The organism is Rhizobium sp. AN5 (assembly GCF_900215255.1).
GTDB classification, from domain to species: domain Bacteria; phylum Pseudomonadota; class Alphaproteobacteria; order Rhizobiales; family Rhizobiaceae; genus Agrobacterium; species Agrobacterium tumefaciens.
Window position 1 is genome coordinate 179,610 of the sequence record NZ_OCMJ01000003.1, and the last position, 16,671, is coordinate 196,280.

Here is a 16,671-nt window from a genome sequence, read left to right on the forward strand (position 1 = left end):
TCACTTCCGTTTAATGACGGTTTCGGATTCCTTGACGAGCCGGTCACCACCCTCAGCCGCCGAAATCTTGCCGAAGCCGATCTCTTCCGCTGTACGTTTCAGGACGAAGGCGAATTCGCCTGCACCCGGAGGCGGTGCCGGCGGCAGATCGCCAACGCCGGGGGTAATCTCGGCAATATATTCCACCATGCTCTTGCTGACGGCATCGAGCTTGGCGGTCAGCGCGTTACGCATCGATTCCGATGCCGGAACGCCGCGCTCCACACCCAGAACATCGACGCCCTGTGGTTCGGCAACGAGGAAGTTGATGAAACCGACCGCCTGCTCGATGCCGGCACTGCCATTGGCGACGCTGATGAGCATGGATGGTTTCAGGTAGTGACCGGAAGGACCATCCTTCTTGCTTTTCGGGTAGGAGGTTATCGCCAGCTTGGCTTTGTTGAGTGCCTGATAGCCGACAAACTGGTTGGAATGGGCAAATGCCGTTGCCGCCTTGCCCGTCGTCAGCGCGTTGGTTTCAATATTCAACTGGTCGAGCGCCTGAATATCGGCCGGCACGCATGCACCGCTCTTGCGCAAATCCGCCCACATGGTGAACCATTTGGTCGCGTCGGTCGGATCAAAACCGATACCGCCATCCTGCGTGTAGAGTGATTTGCCGTTCTGACGCAGCCAGTTTTCGAAGCTCGGCTCGACGCCGCTGGCATCGGCCGTGGCGTAGTAACCGGGTTTGGGTTTGTTCTTGCTGAGCTTGGCGGCGTTTTCTGCAAACTCTTCCCAGGTCTGCCCGATCGATGGCGGGGTCGCGCCGGATTTTTCCCAGGCCGCCTTGTCGAAGAAGACAGCGCTGGAATTCACTCCAAGATTAACCCCGTAAAGCTTGCCGTCGACCCGACCGGAATCGATGTTCATCTTGCCGAAATCTTCTATCTTCAGGCCCTTGCCGATATAGTCGTCAAGTGGCGCAAGGGCGCCGCGCCGGCCATATTCGAAGATGTAGCGATAATCCATCTGGATCAGATCAGGCGCGTTGCGGCCTGCCACCTGCGTGGCAAGGCGCGGCCAGTAGTCGCTCCAACCGGCAAATTCCCCGGCGATATCGAGATCCGGCTTTATTTGCTTATATGCGGCGATCGCCTTGTTGGTGCGATCCGCACGCTCCTGCGATCCCCACCACAACATACGCAGCCGCGCGGCCTGAGCCTGCGCCGAACCACCTCCCAATGTTGCGAGTGAAAGGGCCGCAAGCCCTGCTGAAAGCACACTTCTCCTGTGAAGCATCACGGGCATTGGCAACTCCTCCCTAATTGACTGCCAAATTGATGATGGGGGTAAACGACTATTGCCGTTTTATAACTAATTGGTTACATGGGAACACCGATCGCCAACATTGTCAAGCGGGTGCTAAGATGGACGAAACGACGAAAAACCAGCTGCCCGATCCGGCCGTCGAGGAAACGCCTGCCCCCAAGCGCAAACGCGGGGCGGCACAGGTGCGAAACCCGGAGAGAACACGGGCCGCCATTCTTGAAGCCGCCCGCCGCGAGGTGGCCGCGAAGGGCCTGGCGGGCGCGAGAATCGATGTCGTGGCGCGGCGTGCCGGCACCAACAAGCGGATGATCTACCATTATTTTGGCGACAAGGACGCGCTTTATCTCGCCGTTCTGGAGGACGCCTATCGCCACATCCGCCACACCGAACGGCGGCTGGACCTGACCCGCAAGGCGCCTTCGGAAGGCTTGCGGGAACTTGCGCTTTTCACCTGGCATTATTTTCTGGATCACCCGGAATTTCTGAGCATTCTCGCAACAGAAAACCTCAACAAAGCCCGATATCTCAGGCAATCTGCTACGATTGCGGCGATGCATTCGAACTTCATTTCCGAGCTTGAGGACGTGCTGCGGCGCGGCCGCGACACTGGCGAATTCCGTGACGGTCTCGATCCGATCGACGTCTATCTGACGATCGCCTCGCTCGGCGCCTTTTATCTGTCGAACCGATTCACGCTGTCGACGATCTTCCAGCGCGACCTGACCGACCCCGCCGAACTCGAACGCTGGGGCCAGCATATCGTCGATACCCTGCTTGCTGCGGTGCGGCCGGTCTGAGCCGTAAAAACCGAATTTCCCTTTAACAACAGCGACGACGCGCCATTCGCATCCGCGAAGCGCGTCGTTTCCTTTTGCGGCGCGGCACAAAACCGTAATTCCTGCCGCCGCAAGAGCATGTGATTTTCCTGCCAAAAACACCTTGACAGATCGCATCCTTCACGACCACAAATAACCAAATGGTTACAAATTGCCATGTTTGACGGAAGCGGCTTTCGGGAAAAGGCCGCCTTGGGAGGAAATTCATGAAACGTATCGGCGTCATCATGCACGGCATCACCGGCCGCATGGGTTACAACCAGCACCTCGTGCGCTCCGTTCTCGCCATTCGCGATCAGGGCGGCGTGGTTTTGAAGAGCGGCGAAAGGGTCATGCTCGACCCCATTCTGGTCGGCCGAAACGGTGCGAAAATCGAGGAAATCGCTAAAAAGCACAATGTCGCGCGCTGGACGACCGATATCGACGCCGCCCTTGCGAACCCGGATGACACGCTTTTCTTCGACGCCGGCACGACGCAGATGCGTGGTAGCCTGCTCGAAAAAGCCATCAAGGCGGGCAAGAACGTCTATTGCGAAAAGCCGATTTCCGACAGCGTGGCAGAGGCGCTGGCAATTGCCAGACTGGCCGAAAGCGCCAGGATCAAACACGGCGTGGTGCAGGACAAGCTGTTCCTGCCCGGCCTTCGCAAGCTGGCGATGCTGCGTGACAGCGGCTTTTTCGGCAAGATCCTCTCGGTGCGCGGCGAGTTCGGCTATTGGGTTTTCGAGGGCGATTGGCAGCCGGCGCAGCGTCCCTCGTGGAATTACCGCCTGAAGGATGGCGGCGGCATCATCCTCGATATGCTGTGCCACTGGCGTTATGTGCTCGATAATCTGTTCGGACCGGTGAAATCCGTAAGTTGCCTCGGCGCCACCCATATCCCCGAGCGTTTCGATGAACAGGGCCACGCCTATGCGGCCGACGCCGACGATGCCGCCTACGCCACCTTCGAGCTGGAAGGCGGCGCCATCGCCCATATCAACTCTTCCTGGGCGGTGCGTGTGCGCCGCGACGATCTCGTGACGTTTCAGGTTGATGGCACGCATGGTTCGGCCGTGGCGGGTCTAACCAAATGCTGGACCCAGCACCGCACCAATACGCCGAAACCGGTGTGGAACCCTGACCAGCCGCAGACCATCGATTTCTACAAGACCTGGCAGGAAGTGCCTGACAACGTCACTTATGACAACGGTTTCAAGGCGCAGTGGGAAATGTTCGTGCGTCACCTCGTCGATGACGACCCATGGCCCTATGGGCTGATGGAGGGCGTGAAGGGCGTGCAGCTGGCCGAACTGGGGCTGAGATCATGGAAGGAACGCCGCTGGCTCGACGTTCCCGCACTTTCCTGAGGAGGTGACCGTGAGCGAACTCAAGCTTCCAAAGGAAGACCGCAGCATCGAGGTCTACAGGCTATCAGGCACGCCGGTCGCCATTGAGAAACGAAGTGCGGCGGATTTCAATCGAGTCGCCTTCGCCGCCGCCCATGTGGTGGCCGATCCCCTTGCCGACAATGACCCATGGTTGACGCCCGCCATCGACTGGGACGCTACCTTGCGCTTCCGTCACCGCCTTTGGGACCTGGGCCTGGGTGTTGCTGAGGCCATGGATACGGCCCAGCGAGGCATGGGACTGGCGTGGCCGCAGGCGCAGGAACTGATCTCCCGTTCGCTGAAGGAAGCGGCCACCCGCAAGGATGCGCTGATCGCCTGCGGCGTCGGCACGGATCATCTTGACGGCGGCGGATATGACCTGAACCAGATTATCGACTCCTACCTGGAACAGCTTGATTTTGTTCAGGGAGAAGGCGGACGCGTGATCCTGATGGCAAGCCGGGCGCTCACCGCTGCCGCCCGCTCCCCGGACGACTATCTCAAGGCCTATGCCAGGGTTCTTTCCCGTGCCGAGAACAAGGTGGTTATCCACTGGCTGGGAGAAATGTTCGATCCTGCACTTGAGGGCTACTGGGGTGCCCGCGACCATATGGCGGCGATGGACACCTGCCTTGCCATGATCGAGGAGAATGCAGACAAGATCGACGGCATCAAGATTTCGCTTCTATCCAAGGAAAAGGAAATCGTCATGCGCCGCCGCCTGCCCGCTGGTGTTCGCATGTATACCGGCGACGACTTCAATTATGCCGAACTGATCGCCGGTGATGAAAATGGTCATTCGGACGCGTTGCTCGGCATTTTCGATGCCATTGCTCCGGCGGCATCCAAGGCGCTCGCCAGCCTGAAGCGCGGTGCAGATAATGAATTCTTCGACATTCTGGAGCCAACGGTGGCGCTTTCGCGCCATATCTTCAAGGCGCCGACCCGCTTTTACAAAACCGGCGTGGTTTTTCTCGCCTATCTGAACGGCTTGCAGGACCATTTCACCATGGTTGGCGGGCAGGAAAGCGCCCGCTCCACGCGGCATTTCGCCGAGCTTTTCCGGCTGGCGGACAAGGCCAATGTGCTTGCCGAACCGGATGTGGCGACGCATCGCATGAAGCAGTTTCTGGCTGTCAGAGGCATTGGTTAAGCGCGAGAGCGAAGGTGGCTGGAGGCCTTCGCAAAAGGGAGGAGTACCGTTATGGGCGTTGAGGGCCTTTCAATAAATTTTGCCACCGTGCGGCAGGGACGTTCCTTCGGGGCAATCGTGGATGCATGCCTTGCGCATGGCATCACCACCATCTCTCCTTGGCGCGAGCAGGTTCACGCTGCAGGCCTTGCTGAAGCAGCACGCATTGTCGAGCAGAACGGCCTTCGTCTCAGCGGCCATTGCCGGGGCGGCTTTTTCCCCGCCCCCGATGCAGAAGGCCGCAGCCGCGCCATCGAGGACAATAAACGCGCCGTGGACGAAGCCGCCGCCATGAAGGCAGATTGCCTAGTGCTTGTCGTGGGCGGCCTGCCCGCCGGTTCTCGAGACTTGAAGGGTGCACGGCAGATGGTGGAGGACGGCATGGCCGAACTTCTTCCCTATGCGAGGGCAGCCGGCGTGCCGCTTGCCATTGAACCGTTGCACCCCTTTTATGCCGCCGACCGCGCCTGCTTCAACACTCTGAAACAGTCGCTCGACCTCTGCGACCGGCTGGGTGCCGGAACCGGTGTGGCCATCGACGTCTATCACGTCTGGTGGGACCCGGAGCTGGAGGAACAGGTGGCGCGCGCCGGGCGAAACGGGCAGATACTGGCACACCATATCTGCGACTGGCTGGTGCCGACCACCGATCCGCTCAACGATCGCGGCATGATGGGCGACGGCATGATTGACCTCAAGGCATTTCGCGCCATGATCGAGGCCGCCGGCTTTTCCGGTCCGCAGGAAGTCGAGATTTTTTCGCATCGTTGGCAGGCACGCCCGGTGGACGAGGTTCTGTCCACCGTCGTCGAGCGTTTTAAAACCGTTTGTTGATTGGGTTCGGGAGTAAGGAAATGCCTGAAAGGGTGAAACGCAAACGTTATGCACTGGTCGGCACCGGCAATCGTGGCACCACCATGTGGGGGCGCGAACTTCTGGCCGGGTGGAGCGACTATGTCGAACTGGTCGGCATTTGCGACCTGAACCTGATGCGCGCAGAACGGGCCCGCGCCATGATGGGGTCGGCCGCTCCGCTTTACGACGACTTCGACCGGATGATGGTCGAGCAACGCCCGGAACTGGTAATCGTCTGCACGCCCGATGATACTCATGACGACATCATTATCCGCGCGCTCGAGGGCGGTGCCGATGTCATCAGCGAAAAACCTATGACCACCACCCCGGAAAAGATTGACCGCATCCGCGCGGCGGAGGCCAAAAGCGGCCGCCGCGTCGACGTTTCCTTCAATTATCGCTTTTCACCGACGGCGGCGCGCATCAAGGAGCTGATCGACGACGGCGCGATCGGCACCGTTACCTCGGTAGATTTCCACTGGTATCTCGATAACCAGCACGGTGCGGATTATTTCCGCCGGTGGCACGCTTTCACCGAACATTCAGGCAGCCTGTTCGTCCACAAGGCCACGCACCACTTCGATCTTCTGAATTGGTATCTCGATTCCGACCCGGTGGAAGTGAAGGGCTTTGGGCAATTGCTGCATTATGGCAAGAACGGACCGTTCCGGGGAACGCGCTGTCGTACCTGTCCGCACAAGGGCGAGTGCGATTATTTCATGGATCTCGCGGCCGATCCGTTCCTGGACGCGCTTTACGAGGACCCGTCGACTATCGACGGCTATATGCGTGACGCCTGCGTCTTTCGCGAGGAGATCGACATTCCCGACACGATGAGTGCCTCGATTCGCTATGCGAACGGTGTGCAGGTCTCCTATTCGCTCAATACCTATATGCCAATCGAGGGACACCACATCGCGTTTAACGGCCATAAAGGCCGCATCGAGATGCGCCAATATGAAAAGCAGCCGTGGACTGAGCCCCCAGCCGACGAAATCCTGCTGGTGAAAAGTTTCGGTGGTGGTGTCGAGCGTATCTGGGTGCCGCATGAGCCGGGCGGCCATTATGGCGGCGACAATCGCATGCGAGACATGATCTTCAAGCCCGGTTCGAACGACCGGCTGCGGCAGCGGGCGGGTTCGCGCGCCGGCGCCATGTCCGTACTCTGCGGCGTAGCCGCATTGAAAAGCGCCCGCGAGGGTGGTGCAGCGGCGGTGAAATCCCTGCCCATCTAGATATTTTCGGCCTGCGGTGCTTTCAACGGCGGTCCGCAGGCCGCAATTGCCAAAAAAGAACGGATAACATTCTGCAGATTACGCGCTTCCTCCATACCGGTAAAACGATGATCGGGGGAAGAAAGAGTGAATCATGTCCAGTTTCGAATCCTTCATTCCGCTCATCATCATCGGCACCAGCCTGATCCTTTTTTTCAAATGGGTGGGGCGTGATATGAACAGGGAAGAGAAAAAACCGAAATCGCGCCGCTGACGCAGGAAGAGACACCGGAACCGACAAGTGCAATCGCCAGATGGCGCATTTTTCCGCATCGGCCCATTGCAAAATCAAAAATTGAGGCTATATTCGGCAAATCGACAATTGCTTGTGACGTCGCTCCTGGGACTCTACGTTCCCGTCGGATTTCCTCTCAAATAATCGATCTAATTCCGCAAGGTATCGCGGAAACCAACAACGATTACTACGAAAGGAAATCGTTATGAACACTGGTACTGTAAAGTGGTTCAACGCCACCAAGGGCTTCGGCTTCATTCAGCCTGACAACGGCGGCACGGACGTTTTCGTTCACATTTCGGCTGTTGAGCGCGCAGGTCTGCGTTCGCTGAACGACGGCCAGAAGATCACCTACGACATCGTGCAGGACCGCAAGTCCGGCAAGAGCTCCGCCGACAACCTTCGCGCAGCTTGATTTGTCATCGGCCCCGCTGGCTACGCATGTACCAGCAGTGGCGCTGAGTGATTGTGAGAGGTCGGGTTAAATCCCGGCCTTTTGTTTTTTTGGCCATGGGGAGGCTCTCATGCGCAAAAATCCTTATCGTTCCGGCGATGCTATCTTTCTGAAGGCGGGCGTACTTGGGGCCAACCAGCCCAAAGGTCCAGGCCGGGTCGTAACGGCTCTGCCAGAGACACAACAAGGTGCGGTTCGCTACAGGGTGCGTTTCCAGCACGAGAACTTCGAACGTAATATAGCGCTCGATGAAATCGATGTGGCTGCGTCTTCATCGCGGCCCGTGGAAATCGAAGGCTCGTCTTCGCGCGTTGCGGGATCGAGCTGGATCAATTCGAATACGATCAGAATCAAAAAATAGCAGCGATGGCTGCGTTAAGGAGATAAGTTGCAGGTACTCGTCAGGGATAACAATGTAGAGCAAGCCCTCCGCGTCTTGAAAAAGAGGATGCAGCGCGAGGGTATCTTCCGTGAGATGCGCGCACGGGAATCTTACGAAAAGCCGTCGGAAAAGCGTATCCGCGAAGAAGCCGAAGCTGTGCGCCGCCACCGCAAGATGGCGAAGAAAAAATTGCAGCGCGAGGGACTGCTTCCTGCTCCCAAAAAGGTTGCCCGCGCCCGATAACTGTCAATTCGCTCCGCAAAGGAGAATGCCATGACCGCGACAAAAGAGGCTGTTTTCAAACCCGGAAAGCTGTCCTCGCAGGACAAGGCATCCATAACGGACAAGGCGGCGAAACAGATCATAACCGCCGAATCCGACCAGCGCGCCAAGAAGACGGAACGGCTTCGCCAACTTCGCGAAGCTCAGGAGGCGGCAATCGCCGCCCCTCCACCCACCCGCACCAAAAAGTCATCCGGCAAGAAATAACCCGGTTGCACTTTTTGACGTCACCTTTCCGAAAAACTTCTTGAACCTGATACGCAACAGGCGCACGCTTCGCCTGTCAGCAATCCGCTGAAGAGTGCTGGTGTTTGAGGGCAGAGTGTCCTCGCCCCCAAACGAAAGGAGGACGAGATGTCTTCCGACTTTTATTCATCAAGCCTTTCACGGAACCTCGTCCGCACCGGCGGTTTGGGTTACCGGGAAAACGCATCGCTTCGCCTGCTTCTCAGTGCCGCCGAAGAAACAGCCATGCGCCTAGATCAGGATCGCGGCGCATCCTCCGGCTTTGCGGCGTTTCCTGATTTTGGCCTCCAGCCCGACATGGTGCGAAGAACCTTCTACGCAGGGCGTATCCGCCTCTCCAAACCAACCCTTCCCTTCGGGAAACTTCCGCTTAACGGACTGCCTTTCCCCTGACGATGAAACCGCCCCGCAGCCTGCCTGCGGCGCGCGATCATGCCCCGGACCAAACCACATCCAACATCAGTTCAATACCAGGAGGACACCATGGCCAAGGGTCAAGTACGCAGCAACAAAGAAGTCCGCAAACCGAAGAAGGACAAGACGAAAGCTCCGGCTGCGGCACCAGCTGCCGGCACGCAGGTCAAGTTCGCAAACTCCACAACTGCGGATGGCAAGAAGAAGTAGGATTGTTCCGGACAGCCCGCTCATAACAGCGCGACGCCCCGGCACGAATTGCCAAACCGCGACCCGATACGCAAAGGGTCGCGACAAATAAAACATATACTGGAAATGCGGACTTGTTTTGGCCACATTGCTCCTCTAGAAAGTTCATACAGCAACTGCTGGTGAGCGCAAAATATGTCGTTCGCAGTTGTTTTCGTCGCTTTAGACTTTTGACCACGGATGTACTGGCACTGGTGTTAATAGCGATATGAGGAAGGTCGGTGCAATATTGCCCCGGCCTTTTTTGTTATCTGCCCTGGTGAGATAATGAATGTCGCCGCGCCGGTCACATACTCGTCAAGGGCTATGGAATTAACTTGCCTATTGCGCGCAAAGAGCGCACCCTTCCCCATCGGTACTTAAAGGGCGTTACCGCCGTCAGGCATCCTTGCCGTCTCAAGCCCCATTTGCACATGCCTCCGGTCTATAGCGCCCCGTGCGGAATTTCCCAGGGCGCGTTGAGGCACATGCCCCCCGAAAACCGGCAACGGTCATCGACCGCACCGGCGAATCGTTTCAAAGCGTTGGAGCGTCCCGTGCAGCCTTTTAAGGGCGCGCGCGAGGCTTCGGCTTTCTGAACCAGTAAGAAAAGAGGCCATCATGTCTTCTGCGCCCCGTAACTGCCTGATCTCCTCTCAAGATCTCGAAATGCTTCAATTGGTCCTCGAAAGCATCGGTTTTAATCACCTTTCCGACGATGATGACAAAAAGCTCCACAACAGAGCTGCCCGCAAGGTTATTGAATTATATCAGGATGGTTTGACCGATCCGGCAGACCTCACCGACGAAATGCGCTTCCTGTTCGGCGTGCAGAAACACGACCGTATCAAGCCGTGGAAGCCACTCCCCCGATATGCAATCCAGGGCCTGCCACTGCTTTACCACCGCCATTGAGGGGAGAGAGCAGATGCGCGAATATATCATGGTCAGCACCGGCCTGTGGCTGGGGCTATTTCTGACCTGGTACCTCGTCACCATGTACGATACGGCGGATAGCGTCTTTACGGCGAACACCGTTCCGTCGCTACCGCTGCTGCTGACATCGGCCGAATGCGAGACCCAATTCGGCATTCTTTTTTCGATGACCGAAAAGCTTTTGAAAGCCGGCGGGCCGATAGTTCCCGACGACTTGCGAAAGAACATAGAGCATTGCATTTCTTCCGATGAGGCAAGCCGCCTTAAACTCAAAGACAATCAACTCATCCGGCTTTTTCCCTGAAGCGCCTCCCGAAGCGGACGGTGTCCGCCAAAATCACTGGTAACAATAATGACTTGGCAAATGAGATATATCAGGAGAAACTGATTTAGTTGGACATCAAGTCCGAGAGTTTGCGTCTGCGTGGAGGGTGAGTATGACGTATGACTGGAGCGGCCGCAGAATGCGCCGCATGCGTGCCGCGAAACTGACGATCATCAGTCTCGTCGCGGCCTTTGTTCTCACGGCTCCAATCTTCGCGCATTACTGAAGCCCCGCAGCGACAAGACGCGATCACACCGGTTGCCCGACCCCTGCCCGCTTTCTCAGGCGACCTTTGAGCCACGTCTGCACTGGCTGATCAAAATAGACCGTCAGGTACCATGACAGACACGTCGTCCCTATCAGGAAAGCGACACCGGCCGGCAAAGCGATGTTTTCCCTATCAACGGCAGGCATCAGAAAATCCGTCCAGGCCAGCAGCGGAATATGCAGCACATAGACGGCGTAGGAAGCTGTGCCGAGAAACGTCGACAACATTCCCACCCTGCGACCCGGCACTATCCTGCTGGCTACGAACAATACCGTCGGCCAGACGAGCAGAACCACCGCGAGATCGAAGAATGGCCGAAGCTCACGCGAAATCGGCACGGCGAGGATGACGCAGACCAGCAGAAGACAGAGGGCCGCATGGACGGGCTTCAGCTCGGTTACGCGATTGCGGAAGCGGTAAACCAGTACGCCTGCGAAAAACGAGAAAAACACCCTTCCCATGCCGGCATACATTTCGTGCCAGCGAAACCCCGCATGCAACTTCCCAAACTCAGCGGCCGCCACGACAAGGACGCAGGCGCTGACAGCCAGAACCACGATTGTCTGTTTCGTAGTCGCCCGCACACCCCAACGGCTGTAAACCGCGTTCACCACCAGCTCGTTGAAAAGCGACCATGCCGGGCTCACCAGAAACAATGCGCCGTTCAATGTGAGCGTGAAGGGTGCCGGAACGAAAAGAAGCCCGGTCAACAACGCGATCGCCAGCTCGCCGGGATTGATGTGGCGATGAAGATCATCGATCGGCGTCGGCAGGCCCAACAGGTAGAGGCAGATGAAATAGGACGCCATCAACGCCAGCCCCAGCCCATACAGTGGATAAAGTCGCGCAAGGCGCGCCTTCATGAAGAAGCCTGGCGTAATCGCCCCTTCGCGCAGTTTCATGCTGTAGGCATGCGCCAGCACAAAACCGCTCAAGGCGAAGAACAAATCGACGGCGAGATAGCTCGAAGCGTCGTCTCTCCCGAAAAACTGTTCGGCATGGCGATGCACGATGAAGAGCGCAGCTACGCCCCTTATGCCATCGAGCAATATGAAGCGTTCCGGGGACGACTGGACCATGGGCGTTGATGCTCGAGAGGACTAGATTATAATTACTTCACGAAAACAAGGTTTACAGCGCAGCGGTTCATCGCATCCAGTCAAAAACTGTTCAACGTCAAACATACCCCGAATTCTTATGGGCACTTCCCCATGAGCCACGCTCTTTCGCAGCCGTCAAAGGCATGCTACGTCCGGATGTCATCGATGCTTTGACCTTCTGACTCTGTGTACCACGCCTCGCAAAAACCGGTTTCGATTTTAGCAAGTGTCCTGGGCGCAAATTCAAACAGGTTGTTCGGCGGCAAACAACTTTCGCGGAGTCCCACCATGTCCACCATCGCCGACCGTATTAAAAAAATCATCGTTGACCAGCTTGGCGCAGATCCCGGCACGGTTGTCGATGACGCTAATTTTGTCGACGATCTCGGTGCCGATTCCCTCGAAGTGGTTCAGGTTGTCATGGAAATCGAGGAAGAATTCGGAGTGGAAATCCCCGATTCCGCCGCAAGCACAATCCTGACCGTTGGCGACGCCATTCGCTTCATCGAAAAAAACAAGGCTTGACCGGCAGCAGCGGATATCAACCCGCCGACAGGGCCGCAACAGGATCGAGGTTCGAGGCGTTGCGGGCCGGCAGATAGCCGAAAACGACACCTATCAGTGTCGAGCAGACGAAGGCAGCAATGATCGACACCGTGGAATAGACCATGGCGAAATTGCTGCTGAAGGCGGAGAACAGCGCCCCAAAGCCGAAGCTGCCCAAAATTCCCAGCGTTCCGCCGATGATGCAGACGAGCACTGCCTCGATCAGGAACTGGCGCAGTATGTCACTGCGCCGTGCGCCGACTGCCATGCGCACGCCGATTTCCGATACACGTTCGGAAACGGAAACGAGCATGATGTTCATCACCCCAATGCCGCCGACCAGAAGCGAAATCACCGCGATCGCCGCAACCAGCAGCGTCATGGTCTGCGTTGTACTGGTGATGGTCTGGCGAATATCGTCAGTGTTGAGAATGTAGAAATCCCGCGTTCCATGTCGCTGGGTCAGAAGAACCGTCACCGCCTGTTCGGCAATTGCGGCGTCAATATCGTCGCTCACCTGCACCGTGATGCTGCGCAGCGACAGGCTGCCGAGGAAGCGTGACTGGACGGCAGTATAGGGCAGATAAAGTGAAAGGTTCTGGCTTGAACCGAAACCGCCCTGCTGCGCCTGCGTGATGCCTACGATGCGGGCCGGCACCTTGCCGATGAGAATGACCTGACCGATGGGGCTGCCGTCGAAATCCGCAAACAATGATTTGCGGGTGTTCTCGTCAATCACCACCTCCTGGGCTTTCTGCGCGACGCTTGCGGCATCAAAAAAGCGCCCCTGTGACAGCTTCGTGCCCTTGGCGACGAAATACCGCTCGCTGACACCATTCACGAGCGCATTCGCCTCCTTCGCGCCGAAACGCACCGTACTGGAGGTCGAGACCGTCGGCGTCACAGCCGCGACATAGGATTGTTGGGCAAGTGCCTCGGCATCGGAGACGACCAGCGTGGTGATCTTGCCCGACCTTATGTCGCCGAAATCCTTGCCCGCGAAAATTTCCAGCGTGTTGGTGCCGAGGCTTGAGATATTCTGCAGCACGCGCTGCTGTGACCCCTGCCCTAGCGCCACGACGCTGATGACCGAGGCGATGCCGATGATGATACCGAGCATGGTGAGAAAGCTGCGCAGCTTGTGCGCCCGCATCGACAGGAGCGCCATGCGCAATGCCTCCCGCAGCGAGGATGCGAGACCGGCGAGACTGGAGGAGCCGCCGGAAACGACAGCGGGCTTGGCATCATCCTTCCGAACCGGCGCGGGATCCGCCCTGCGGTCGGAAATGATGGCGCCGTCGCTGATTTCGATGATCCGTCCGGCACGTCGCGCAATTGACATATCATGCGTAACGATAATGACAGTGCGCCCTTCGGCATGCAGCTCGTCGAGGATGCGCAACACCTCGTCGCCGCTCGCGCTGTCGAGCGCACCGGTCGGCTCGTCGGCAAGAATGATTTCGGCATCGTTCATCAGGGCGCGGGCGATGGAAACGCGTTGCTGCTGGCCGCCGGAAAGCTGGCCCGGACGGTGATCGAGGCGGTCCGCCATGCCAAGGCGGCCGAGCAACCTGGCGGCATCGCTCCTGCGATCGCCTTGTGACTTTCCGGCGTAGATCGCCGGAATTTCGACATTGCCGAGCGCTGTCAGTTCGGCAAGCAGATGGTAACGCTGGAAGATAAAACCGAGATTTTCTCGCCGCAATTCCGAAAGCTGGTCTGCATCGAGATTGCCCGTCTCCCGGCCCCTGATGCTGTAGCTCCCTGACGTCGGCCGGTCGAGGCAACCGAGAATATTCATCAGCGTCGACTTGCCCGATCCGGAAGCGCCGACGATCGCCACCATCTCGCCGGCCTCTATGGTGAGGTCGATATTCTTGAGTACCGTAATCGTACCTTCACCGGACGGATAATCCCGCCGCACGGATTTAAGGCAAATCAGAGGATCAGCCATGGTTCAAAAACCCATCGGCGGGCCGCCAGGCCCCGGCATGGCGTTTTTGGTGGTGTCGATGGAAAGTTCGCCGGTCACCACGCGCTCGTTCTCGGCAAGGCCGGAACGCACTTCCGCCGTGACCTTGTCGTTCAGACCGATTTGGACCCTGCGTTCGGAAATTCTGCCATCGGTGTCTACCACACGCACGGCATAGTCATCGTTGGCGCCCTTGCTACCAAGGGCCGCCGCCGGAACGGTTAGCACGTCCTTCGCTTCACCGAGAACGATATGGACCTCCGCCGTCATATACGTGCGCAACTTGCCGTCCGGGTTCGGCACTTCGAACACGCCATTATAATAGATAGCCTCCGACGACGAGGTGCTGGAAGACGACGATGTGGTCGAGGAAGACGTCGAGGAGCTGAAGCTGGAATCGCTGCGCACTGATTCAGGCGCCGGTTCAATGGACGTAAGCGTCGCGTCGTAACGCTGCTGCGGCTCACCCAGCACCGTGAAGTAAACTGGCAGGCCGGCTTTTACGCGCGTCACATCTGCTTCGGAAATTTCCGTGCGCACCGTCATCCGGTCGAGCTGGCCTAGGATCACGATTGTCGGCGCGGACTGCGTGGCGTTGACGGTCTGCCCTTCCTGACTGACGATAGACAGAACAGTGCCTTCGATGGGCGCAGTGATCCTCGTATAGCCGAGATTGGCCTTTGCCGTTTCGACAGCGACCTGTGCCTCCTCGATCTGGGCGTCGATCGCTTCGATTTGCGCCTGGGTGACTGCGAGCGCTGCAGTGGCGCTTTCGAAATCCGCACGGGAGGCGGCGTTTTTCGACACCATTTCCTGTTGGCGGACAAGGCTCTGGCGGTTGAGAACAAGTGTCGCCTGCTTTTCCACCCGCTGCGCCTTCACATTGGCAAGCGCTGCCAGCGCCGTGCGCAGGCTGTTATTCTGGGTAACGGAATCGATCTCGGCAATGAGATCGCCCGCCTTGACCGTATCTCCAAGTGCGACCTTGACGGCGGTGATGCGACCGGAGGCCTGCGCGCCGACGGCCACCAGACGAACGGGTTTGAGCGTGCCGGTCGCCAGAACCGTCTGCTCGATATCACCGCGCTTCACAGACGAGGTGATATAACCGGGCGTTGCGGCCCGCGTATATTGTGACGAAAACCAGTAGCCACCCAGGGCGAGCGCGACAACCGTCAGCGCCACACCTGCTTTGCGAGCCATTTTCATCGTCCTGTCCTGTCCGGCCGGTCTACTCAAAAGAAGAAACCGACCTCATGTCGTGTTTCACAAGGATGAAGCCATTGTCTGCTTCGATCCATTCATAGGCGGCAGCGGACTTTCTGGCGGATGCCTTGCGGCAGGTGTCGCCACGACGCTTGCCATGTGCATTTTCGCGCCGATCCTTCGCACAGACGGGTTGGTGCCGCTGTTCTTCCTGCCGGGATTTCGCCGGATCTCGCACCGGCCTGTCACCGGCCGCAGCGACCGACCAGACAAAGCTCAAACCAAAAACCGTCGCCAGCATCAGGTAGAAATATCTCATCATCATCTTCCCGCTTGAAAATCACGCGGGGGATCGCAGGCGAGCGATCCCCCGGCTTCAGCCGTTTCCGGCTGATTTCCTCCTTTGCTGGGGGGCTATTAAAGGAGGAAACTTTGAAGAGTGGCGTCAGCCCCGCTCTGCCTGAGGCAGCGGCGGCATCCCGTCGCCATGCGGAGGCTCGACACGACCGTCTCGTGCACGGCCATGATGCGGGCCGGGAGGCGGAGGCGGCATCAATACGCGTTCGAGTTCAGCAAGCTTCTGCACCTGCTGCGGCGAAAGTTTCGGTTTCAGCGTAGCTGCTGCGTCCTGAAGTGCTTTAGCCTGTTCTGCCTTGTTCATTATAAGGCCGGCCAGCTCCTCACCGGCGAGACGCGGCTCCAGCCCCGCCGCACCCGATCCCTTCGGCGGCAATGGCTTGCGTTCCGAAGTGGGCAAAACAAGATCGATCAGCGCAGTGGCATAGGCGCGCCACGGACCAAGCTGTTCAGGTGTGACGCCGAGATAGATTTCCGCCGCCGAAAGTTTCGTCGCCAACCCCAATAAATCCGGGCCCAATAAATCCGGCCCCATCATATCCTGGTGGAGCATCTCAGGTCCGGCCATCTTGCGGCCACGCGGCAGCCTTTGCTCCGGACCATTATTCGAACCGAAGTCAGGACTGGCGAGGAGCGGCACGGCCTGTTCCGTCGCCTGCGGCGCCGGTTCACCCTGCTCCACAGCCCGGGAGGTGGCCGAAGCGCCAAGAACAGTTGTCACGACGACGGCGGTGGCGATTAGAGCGTTTCTCATCTTACCTTCCTTTTCGTTTTCCAACCTGAGAAGACGATAGGAGCTAAGCGTTTCCGGCCTTGGTCCGAATGTTGCCGGTCTTGTTCCACGCAAGGCCTATTTGTAACCGAATGTTGCCAGAGCGGCCG

General features: G+C 58.1%; 20 protein-coding genes. 14 read left to right on the forward strand and 6 right to left on the reverse strand.

The annotated features are described in order from the left end of the window. Complete coding sequence (locus CRP02_RS04280) at positions 1-1,290, reverse strand: ABC transporter substrate-binding protein (protein ID WP_097100266.1); 1,290 nt, start codon at positions 1,288-1,290, stop codon at positions 1-3. 119 nt (positions 1,291-1,409) lie between these two features. On the opposite strand from CRP02_RS04280, the gene CRP02_RS04285 reads away from it, so the two are divergent. From CRP02_RS04285 to CRP02_RS04345, 13 genes are all read left to right on the forward strand, one after another. Continuing rightward, positions 1,410-2,108, forward strand: coding sequence for a TetR/AcrR family transcriptional regulator (locus CRP02_RS04285; protein ID WP_003517856.1), 699 nt, complete (start codon positions 1,410-1,412; stop codon positions 2,106-2,108). A gap of 245 nt (positions 2,109-2,353) precedes the next feature. After that, a complete protein-coding gene (locus CRP02_RS04290) occupies positions 2,354-3,496 on the forward strand; it encodes a Gfo/Idh/MocA family protein (RefSeq protein WP_179783937.1) in 1,143 nt (380 codons plus the stop codon). Between the two features lie 10 nt (positions 3,497-3,506). Beyond that, on the forward strand, positions 3,507-4,670 hold the full coding sequence (locus tag CRP02_RS04295) for a dihydrodipicolinate synthase family protein (RefSeq protein ID WP_097171239.1): 1,164 nt from the start codon (positions 3,507-3,509) through the stop codon (positions 4,668-4,670). Between the two features lie 51 nt (positions 4,671-4,721). Further along, the gene (locus CRP02_RS04300; protein ID WP_097170376.1) at positions 4,722-5,543 is read left to right on the forward strand and encodes a sugar phosphate isomerase/epimerase family protein; all 822 of its coding nucleotides are present in this window, start codon (positions 4,722-4,724) and stop codon (positions 5,541-5,543) included. 20 nt (positions 5,544-5,563) lie between these two features. Further along, a complete protein-coding gene (locus CRP02_RS04305; protein ID WP_097170377.1) occupies positions 5,564-6,799 on the forward strand; it encodes a Gfo/Idh/MocA family protein in 1,236 nt (411 codons plus the stop codon). Positions 6,800-7,278: 479 nt separating this feature from the next. Then, positions 7,279-7,488 carry a cold-shock protein gene (locus CRP02_RS04315; RefSeq protein WP_003517872.1) on the forward strand — a complete coding sequence of 70 codons (210 nt, stop codon included), beginning with the start codon at positions 7,279-7,281 and terminating at the stop codon, positions 7,486-7,488. Positions 7,489-7,597: 109 nt separating this feature from the next. Then, the gene (locus tag CRP02_RS04320) at positions 7,598-7,888 is read left to right on the forward strand and encodes a hypothetical protein (RefSeq protein ID WP_003517874.1); all 291 of its coding nucleotides are present in this window, start codon (positions 7,598-7,600) and stop codon (positions 7,886-7,888) included. Positions 7,889-7,915: 27 nt separating this feature from the next. Further along, complete coding sequence (rpsU, locus tag CRP02_RS04325) at positions 7,916-8,152, forward strand: 30S ribosomal protein S21 (protein WP_003517876.1); 237 nt, start codon at positions 7,916-7,918, stop codon at positions 8,150-8,152. A gap of 30 nt (positions 8,153-8,182) precedes the next feature. Further along, on the forward strand, positions 8,183-8,398 hold the full coding sequence (locus tag CRP02_RS04330) for a hypothetical protein (RefSeq protein WP_003517878.1): 216 nt from the start codon (positions 8,183-8,185) through the stop codon (positions 8,396-8,398). Between the two features lie 147 nt (positions 8,399-8,545). Further along, complete coding sequence (locus tag CRP02_RS04335) at positions 8,546-8,830, forward strand: hypothetical protein (protein WP_003517879.1); 285 nt, start codon at positions 8,546-8,548, stop codon at positions 8,828-8,830. A 90-nt stretch (positions 8,831-8,920) separates the two neighbouring features. Further along, entirely contained in the window at positions 8,921-9,061 is a 141-nt protein-coding gene (locus CRP02_RS27455) for a hypothetical protein (protein ID WP_003517881.1), read from the forward strand. A gap of 639 nt (positions 9,062-9,700) precedes the next feature. Then, positions 9,701-9,994 carry a hypothetical protein gene (locus tag CRP02_RS04340; RefSeq protein ID WP_013761399.1) on the forward strand — a complete coding sequence of 98 codons (294 nt, stop codon included), beginning with the start codon at positions 9,701-9,703 and terminating at the stop codon, positions 9,992-9,994. A gap of 13 nt (positions 9,995-10,007) precedes the next feature. Beyond that, complete coding sequence (locus tag CRP02_RS04345) at positions 10,008-10,319, forward strand: hypothetical protein (RefSeq protein ID WP_003517885.1); 312 nt, start codon at positions 10,008-10,010, stop codon at positions 10,317-10,319. A 270-nt stretch (positions 10,320-10,589) separates the two neighbouring features. On the opposite strand, the gene CRP02_RS04350 is transcribed toward CRP02_RS04345, so the two are convergent. Beyond that, positions 10,590-11,687: an acyltransferase family protein gene (locus tag CRP02_RS04350; RefSeq protein WP_097170378.1), complete on the reverse strand. Its 1,098-nt coding sequence runs from the start codon at positions 11,685-11,687 to the stop codon at positions 10,590-10,592. A 309-nt stretch (positions 11,688-11,996) separates the two neighbouring features. Between CRP02_RS04350 and CRP02_RS04355 the strand changes: the two genes are divergently transcribed. Then, a complete protein-coding gene (locus CRP02_RS04355) occupies positions 11,997-12,233 on the forward strand; it encodes an acyl carrier protein (protein WP_003517889.1) in 237 nt (78 codons plus the stop codon). A 16-nt stretch (positions 12,234-12,249) separates the two neighbouring features. Here CRP02_RS04355 and CRP02_RS04360 read toward each other — a convergent pair whose 3' ends face one another. The 4 genes from CRP02_RS04360 to CRP02_RS04375 all read right to left on the reverse strand — a co-directional run bounded on the left by CRP02_RS04360 (position 12,250) and on the right by CRP02_RS04375 (position 16,543). After that, on the reverse strand, positions 12,250-14,208 hold the full coding sequence (locus tag CRP02_RS04360; RefSeq protein WP_097170379.1) for a MacB family efflux pump subunit: 1,959 nt from the start codon (positions 14,206-14,208) through the stop codon (positions 12,250-12,252). A 3-nt stretch (positions 14,209-14,211) separates the two neighbouring features. Beyond that, entirely contained in the window at positions 14,212-15,435 is a 1,224-nt protein-coding gene (locus tag CRP02_RS04365; protein ID WP_097100260.1) for an efflux RND transporter periplasmic adaptor subunit, read from the reverse strand. Positions 15,436-15,457: 22 nt separating this feature from the next. After that, positions 15,458-15,751 carry a hypothetical protein gene (locus CRP02_RS04370; RefSeq protein WP_097100259.1) on the reverse strand — a complete coding sequence of 98 codons (294 nt, stop codon included), beginning with the start codon at positions 15,749-15,751 and terminating at the stop codon, positions 15,458-15,460. A 126-nt stretch (positions 15,752-15,877) separates the two neighbouring features. After that, positions 15,878-16,543, reverse strand: coding sequence for a hypothetical protein (locus CRP02_RS04375; RefSeq protein ID WP_097171240.1), 666 nt, complete (start codon positions 16,541-16,543; stop codon positions 15,878-15,880). Between the last annotated feature and the right edge of the window lie 128 nt (positions 16,544-16,671).

Excerpts from the sequence above, each read along its gene's own strand:
- CRP02_RS04280 (WP_097100266.1), bottom strand. The coding sequence starts at position 1,290 with ATGCCCGTGATGCTTCACAGGAGAAGTGTGCTTTCAGCAGGGCTTGCG.
- CRP02_RS04285 (WP_003517856.1), top strand. The coding sequence starts at position 1,410 with ATGGACGAAACGACGAAAAACCAGCTGCCCGATCCGGCCGTCGAGGAA.
- CRP02_RS04290 (WP_179783937.1), top strand. The coding sequence starts at position 2,354 with ATGAAACGTATCGGCGTCATCATGCACGGCATCACCGGCCGCATGGGT.
- CRP02_RS04300 (WP_097170376.1), top strand. The coding sequence starts at position 4,722 with ATGGGCGTTGAGGGCCTTTCAATAAATTTTGCCACCGTGCGGCAGGGA.
- CRP02_RS04305 (WP_097170377.1), top strand. The coding sequence starts at position 5,564 with ATGCCTGAAAGGGTGAAACGCAAACGTTATGCACTGGTCGGCACCGGC.
- CRP02_RS04315 (WP_003517872.1), top strand. The coding sequence starts at position 7,279 with ATGAACACTGGTACTGTAAAGTGGTTCAACGCCACCAAGGGCTTCGGC.
- CRP02_RS04320 (WP_003517874.1), top strand. The coding sequence starts at position 7,598 with ATGCGCAAAAATCCTTATCGTTCCGGCGATGCTATCTTTCTGAAGGCG.
- CRP02_RS04330 (WP_003517878.1), top strand. The coding sequence starts at position 8,183 with ATGACCGCGACAAAAGAGGCTGTTTTCAAACCCGGAAAGCTGTCCTCG.
- CRP02_RS04335 (WP_003517879.1), top strand. The coding sequence starts at position 8,546 with ATGTCTTCCGACTTTTATTCATCAAGCCTTTCACGGAACCTCGTCCGC.
- CRP02_RS27455 (WP_003517881.1), top strand. The coding sequence starts at position 8,921 with ATGGCCAAGGGTCAAGTACGCAGCAACAAAGAAGTCCGCAAACCGAAG.
- CRP02_RS04340 (WP_013761399.1), top strand. The coding sequence starts at position 9,701 with ATGTCTTCTGCGCCCCGTAACTGCCTGATCTCCTCTCAAGATCTCGAA.
- CRP02_RS04345 (WP_003517885.1), top strand. The coding sequence starts at position 10,008 with ATGCGCGAATATATCATGGTCAGCACCGGCCTGTGGCTGGGGCTATTT.
- CRP02_RS04350 (WP_097170378.1), bottom strand. The coding sequence starts at position 11,687 with ATGGTCCAGTCGTCCCCGGAACGCTTCATATTGCTCGATGGCATAAGG.
- CRP02_RS04355 (WP_003517889.1), top strand. The coding sequence starts at position 11,997 with ATGTCCACCATCGCCGACCGTATTAAAAAAATCATCGTTGACCAGCTT.
- CRP02_RS04360 (WP_097170379.1), bottom strand. The coding sequence starts at position 14,208 with ATGGCTGATCCTCTGATTTGCCTTAAATCCGTGCGGCGGGATTATCCG.
- CRP02_RS04365 (WP_097100260.1), bottom strand. The coding sequence starts at position 15,435 with ATGAAAATGGCTCGCAAAGCAGGTGTGGCGCTGACGGTTGTCGCGCTC.
- CRP02_RS04370 (WP_097100259.1), bottom strand. The coding sequence starts at position 15,751 with ATGAGATATTTCTACCTGATGCTGGCGACGGTTTTTGGTTTGAGCTTT.
- CRP02_RS04375 (WP_097171240.1), bottom strand. The coding sequence starts at position 16,543 with ATGAGAAACGCTCTAATCGCCACCGCCGTCGTCGTGACAACTGTTCTT.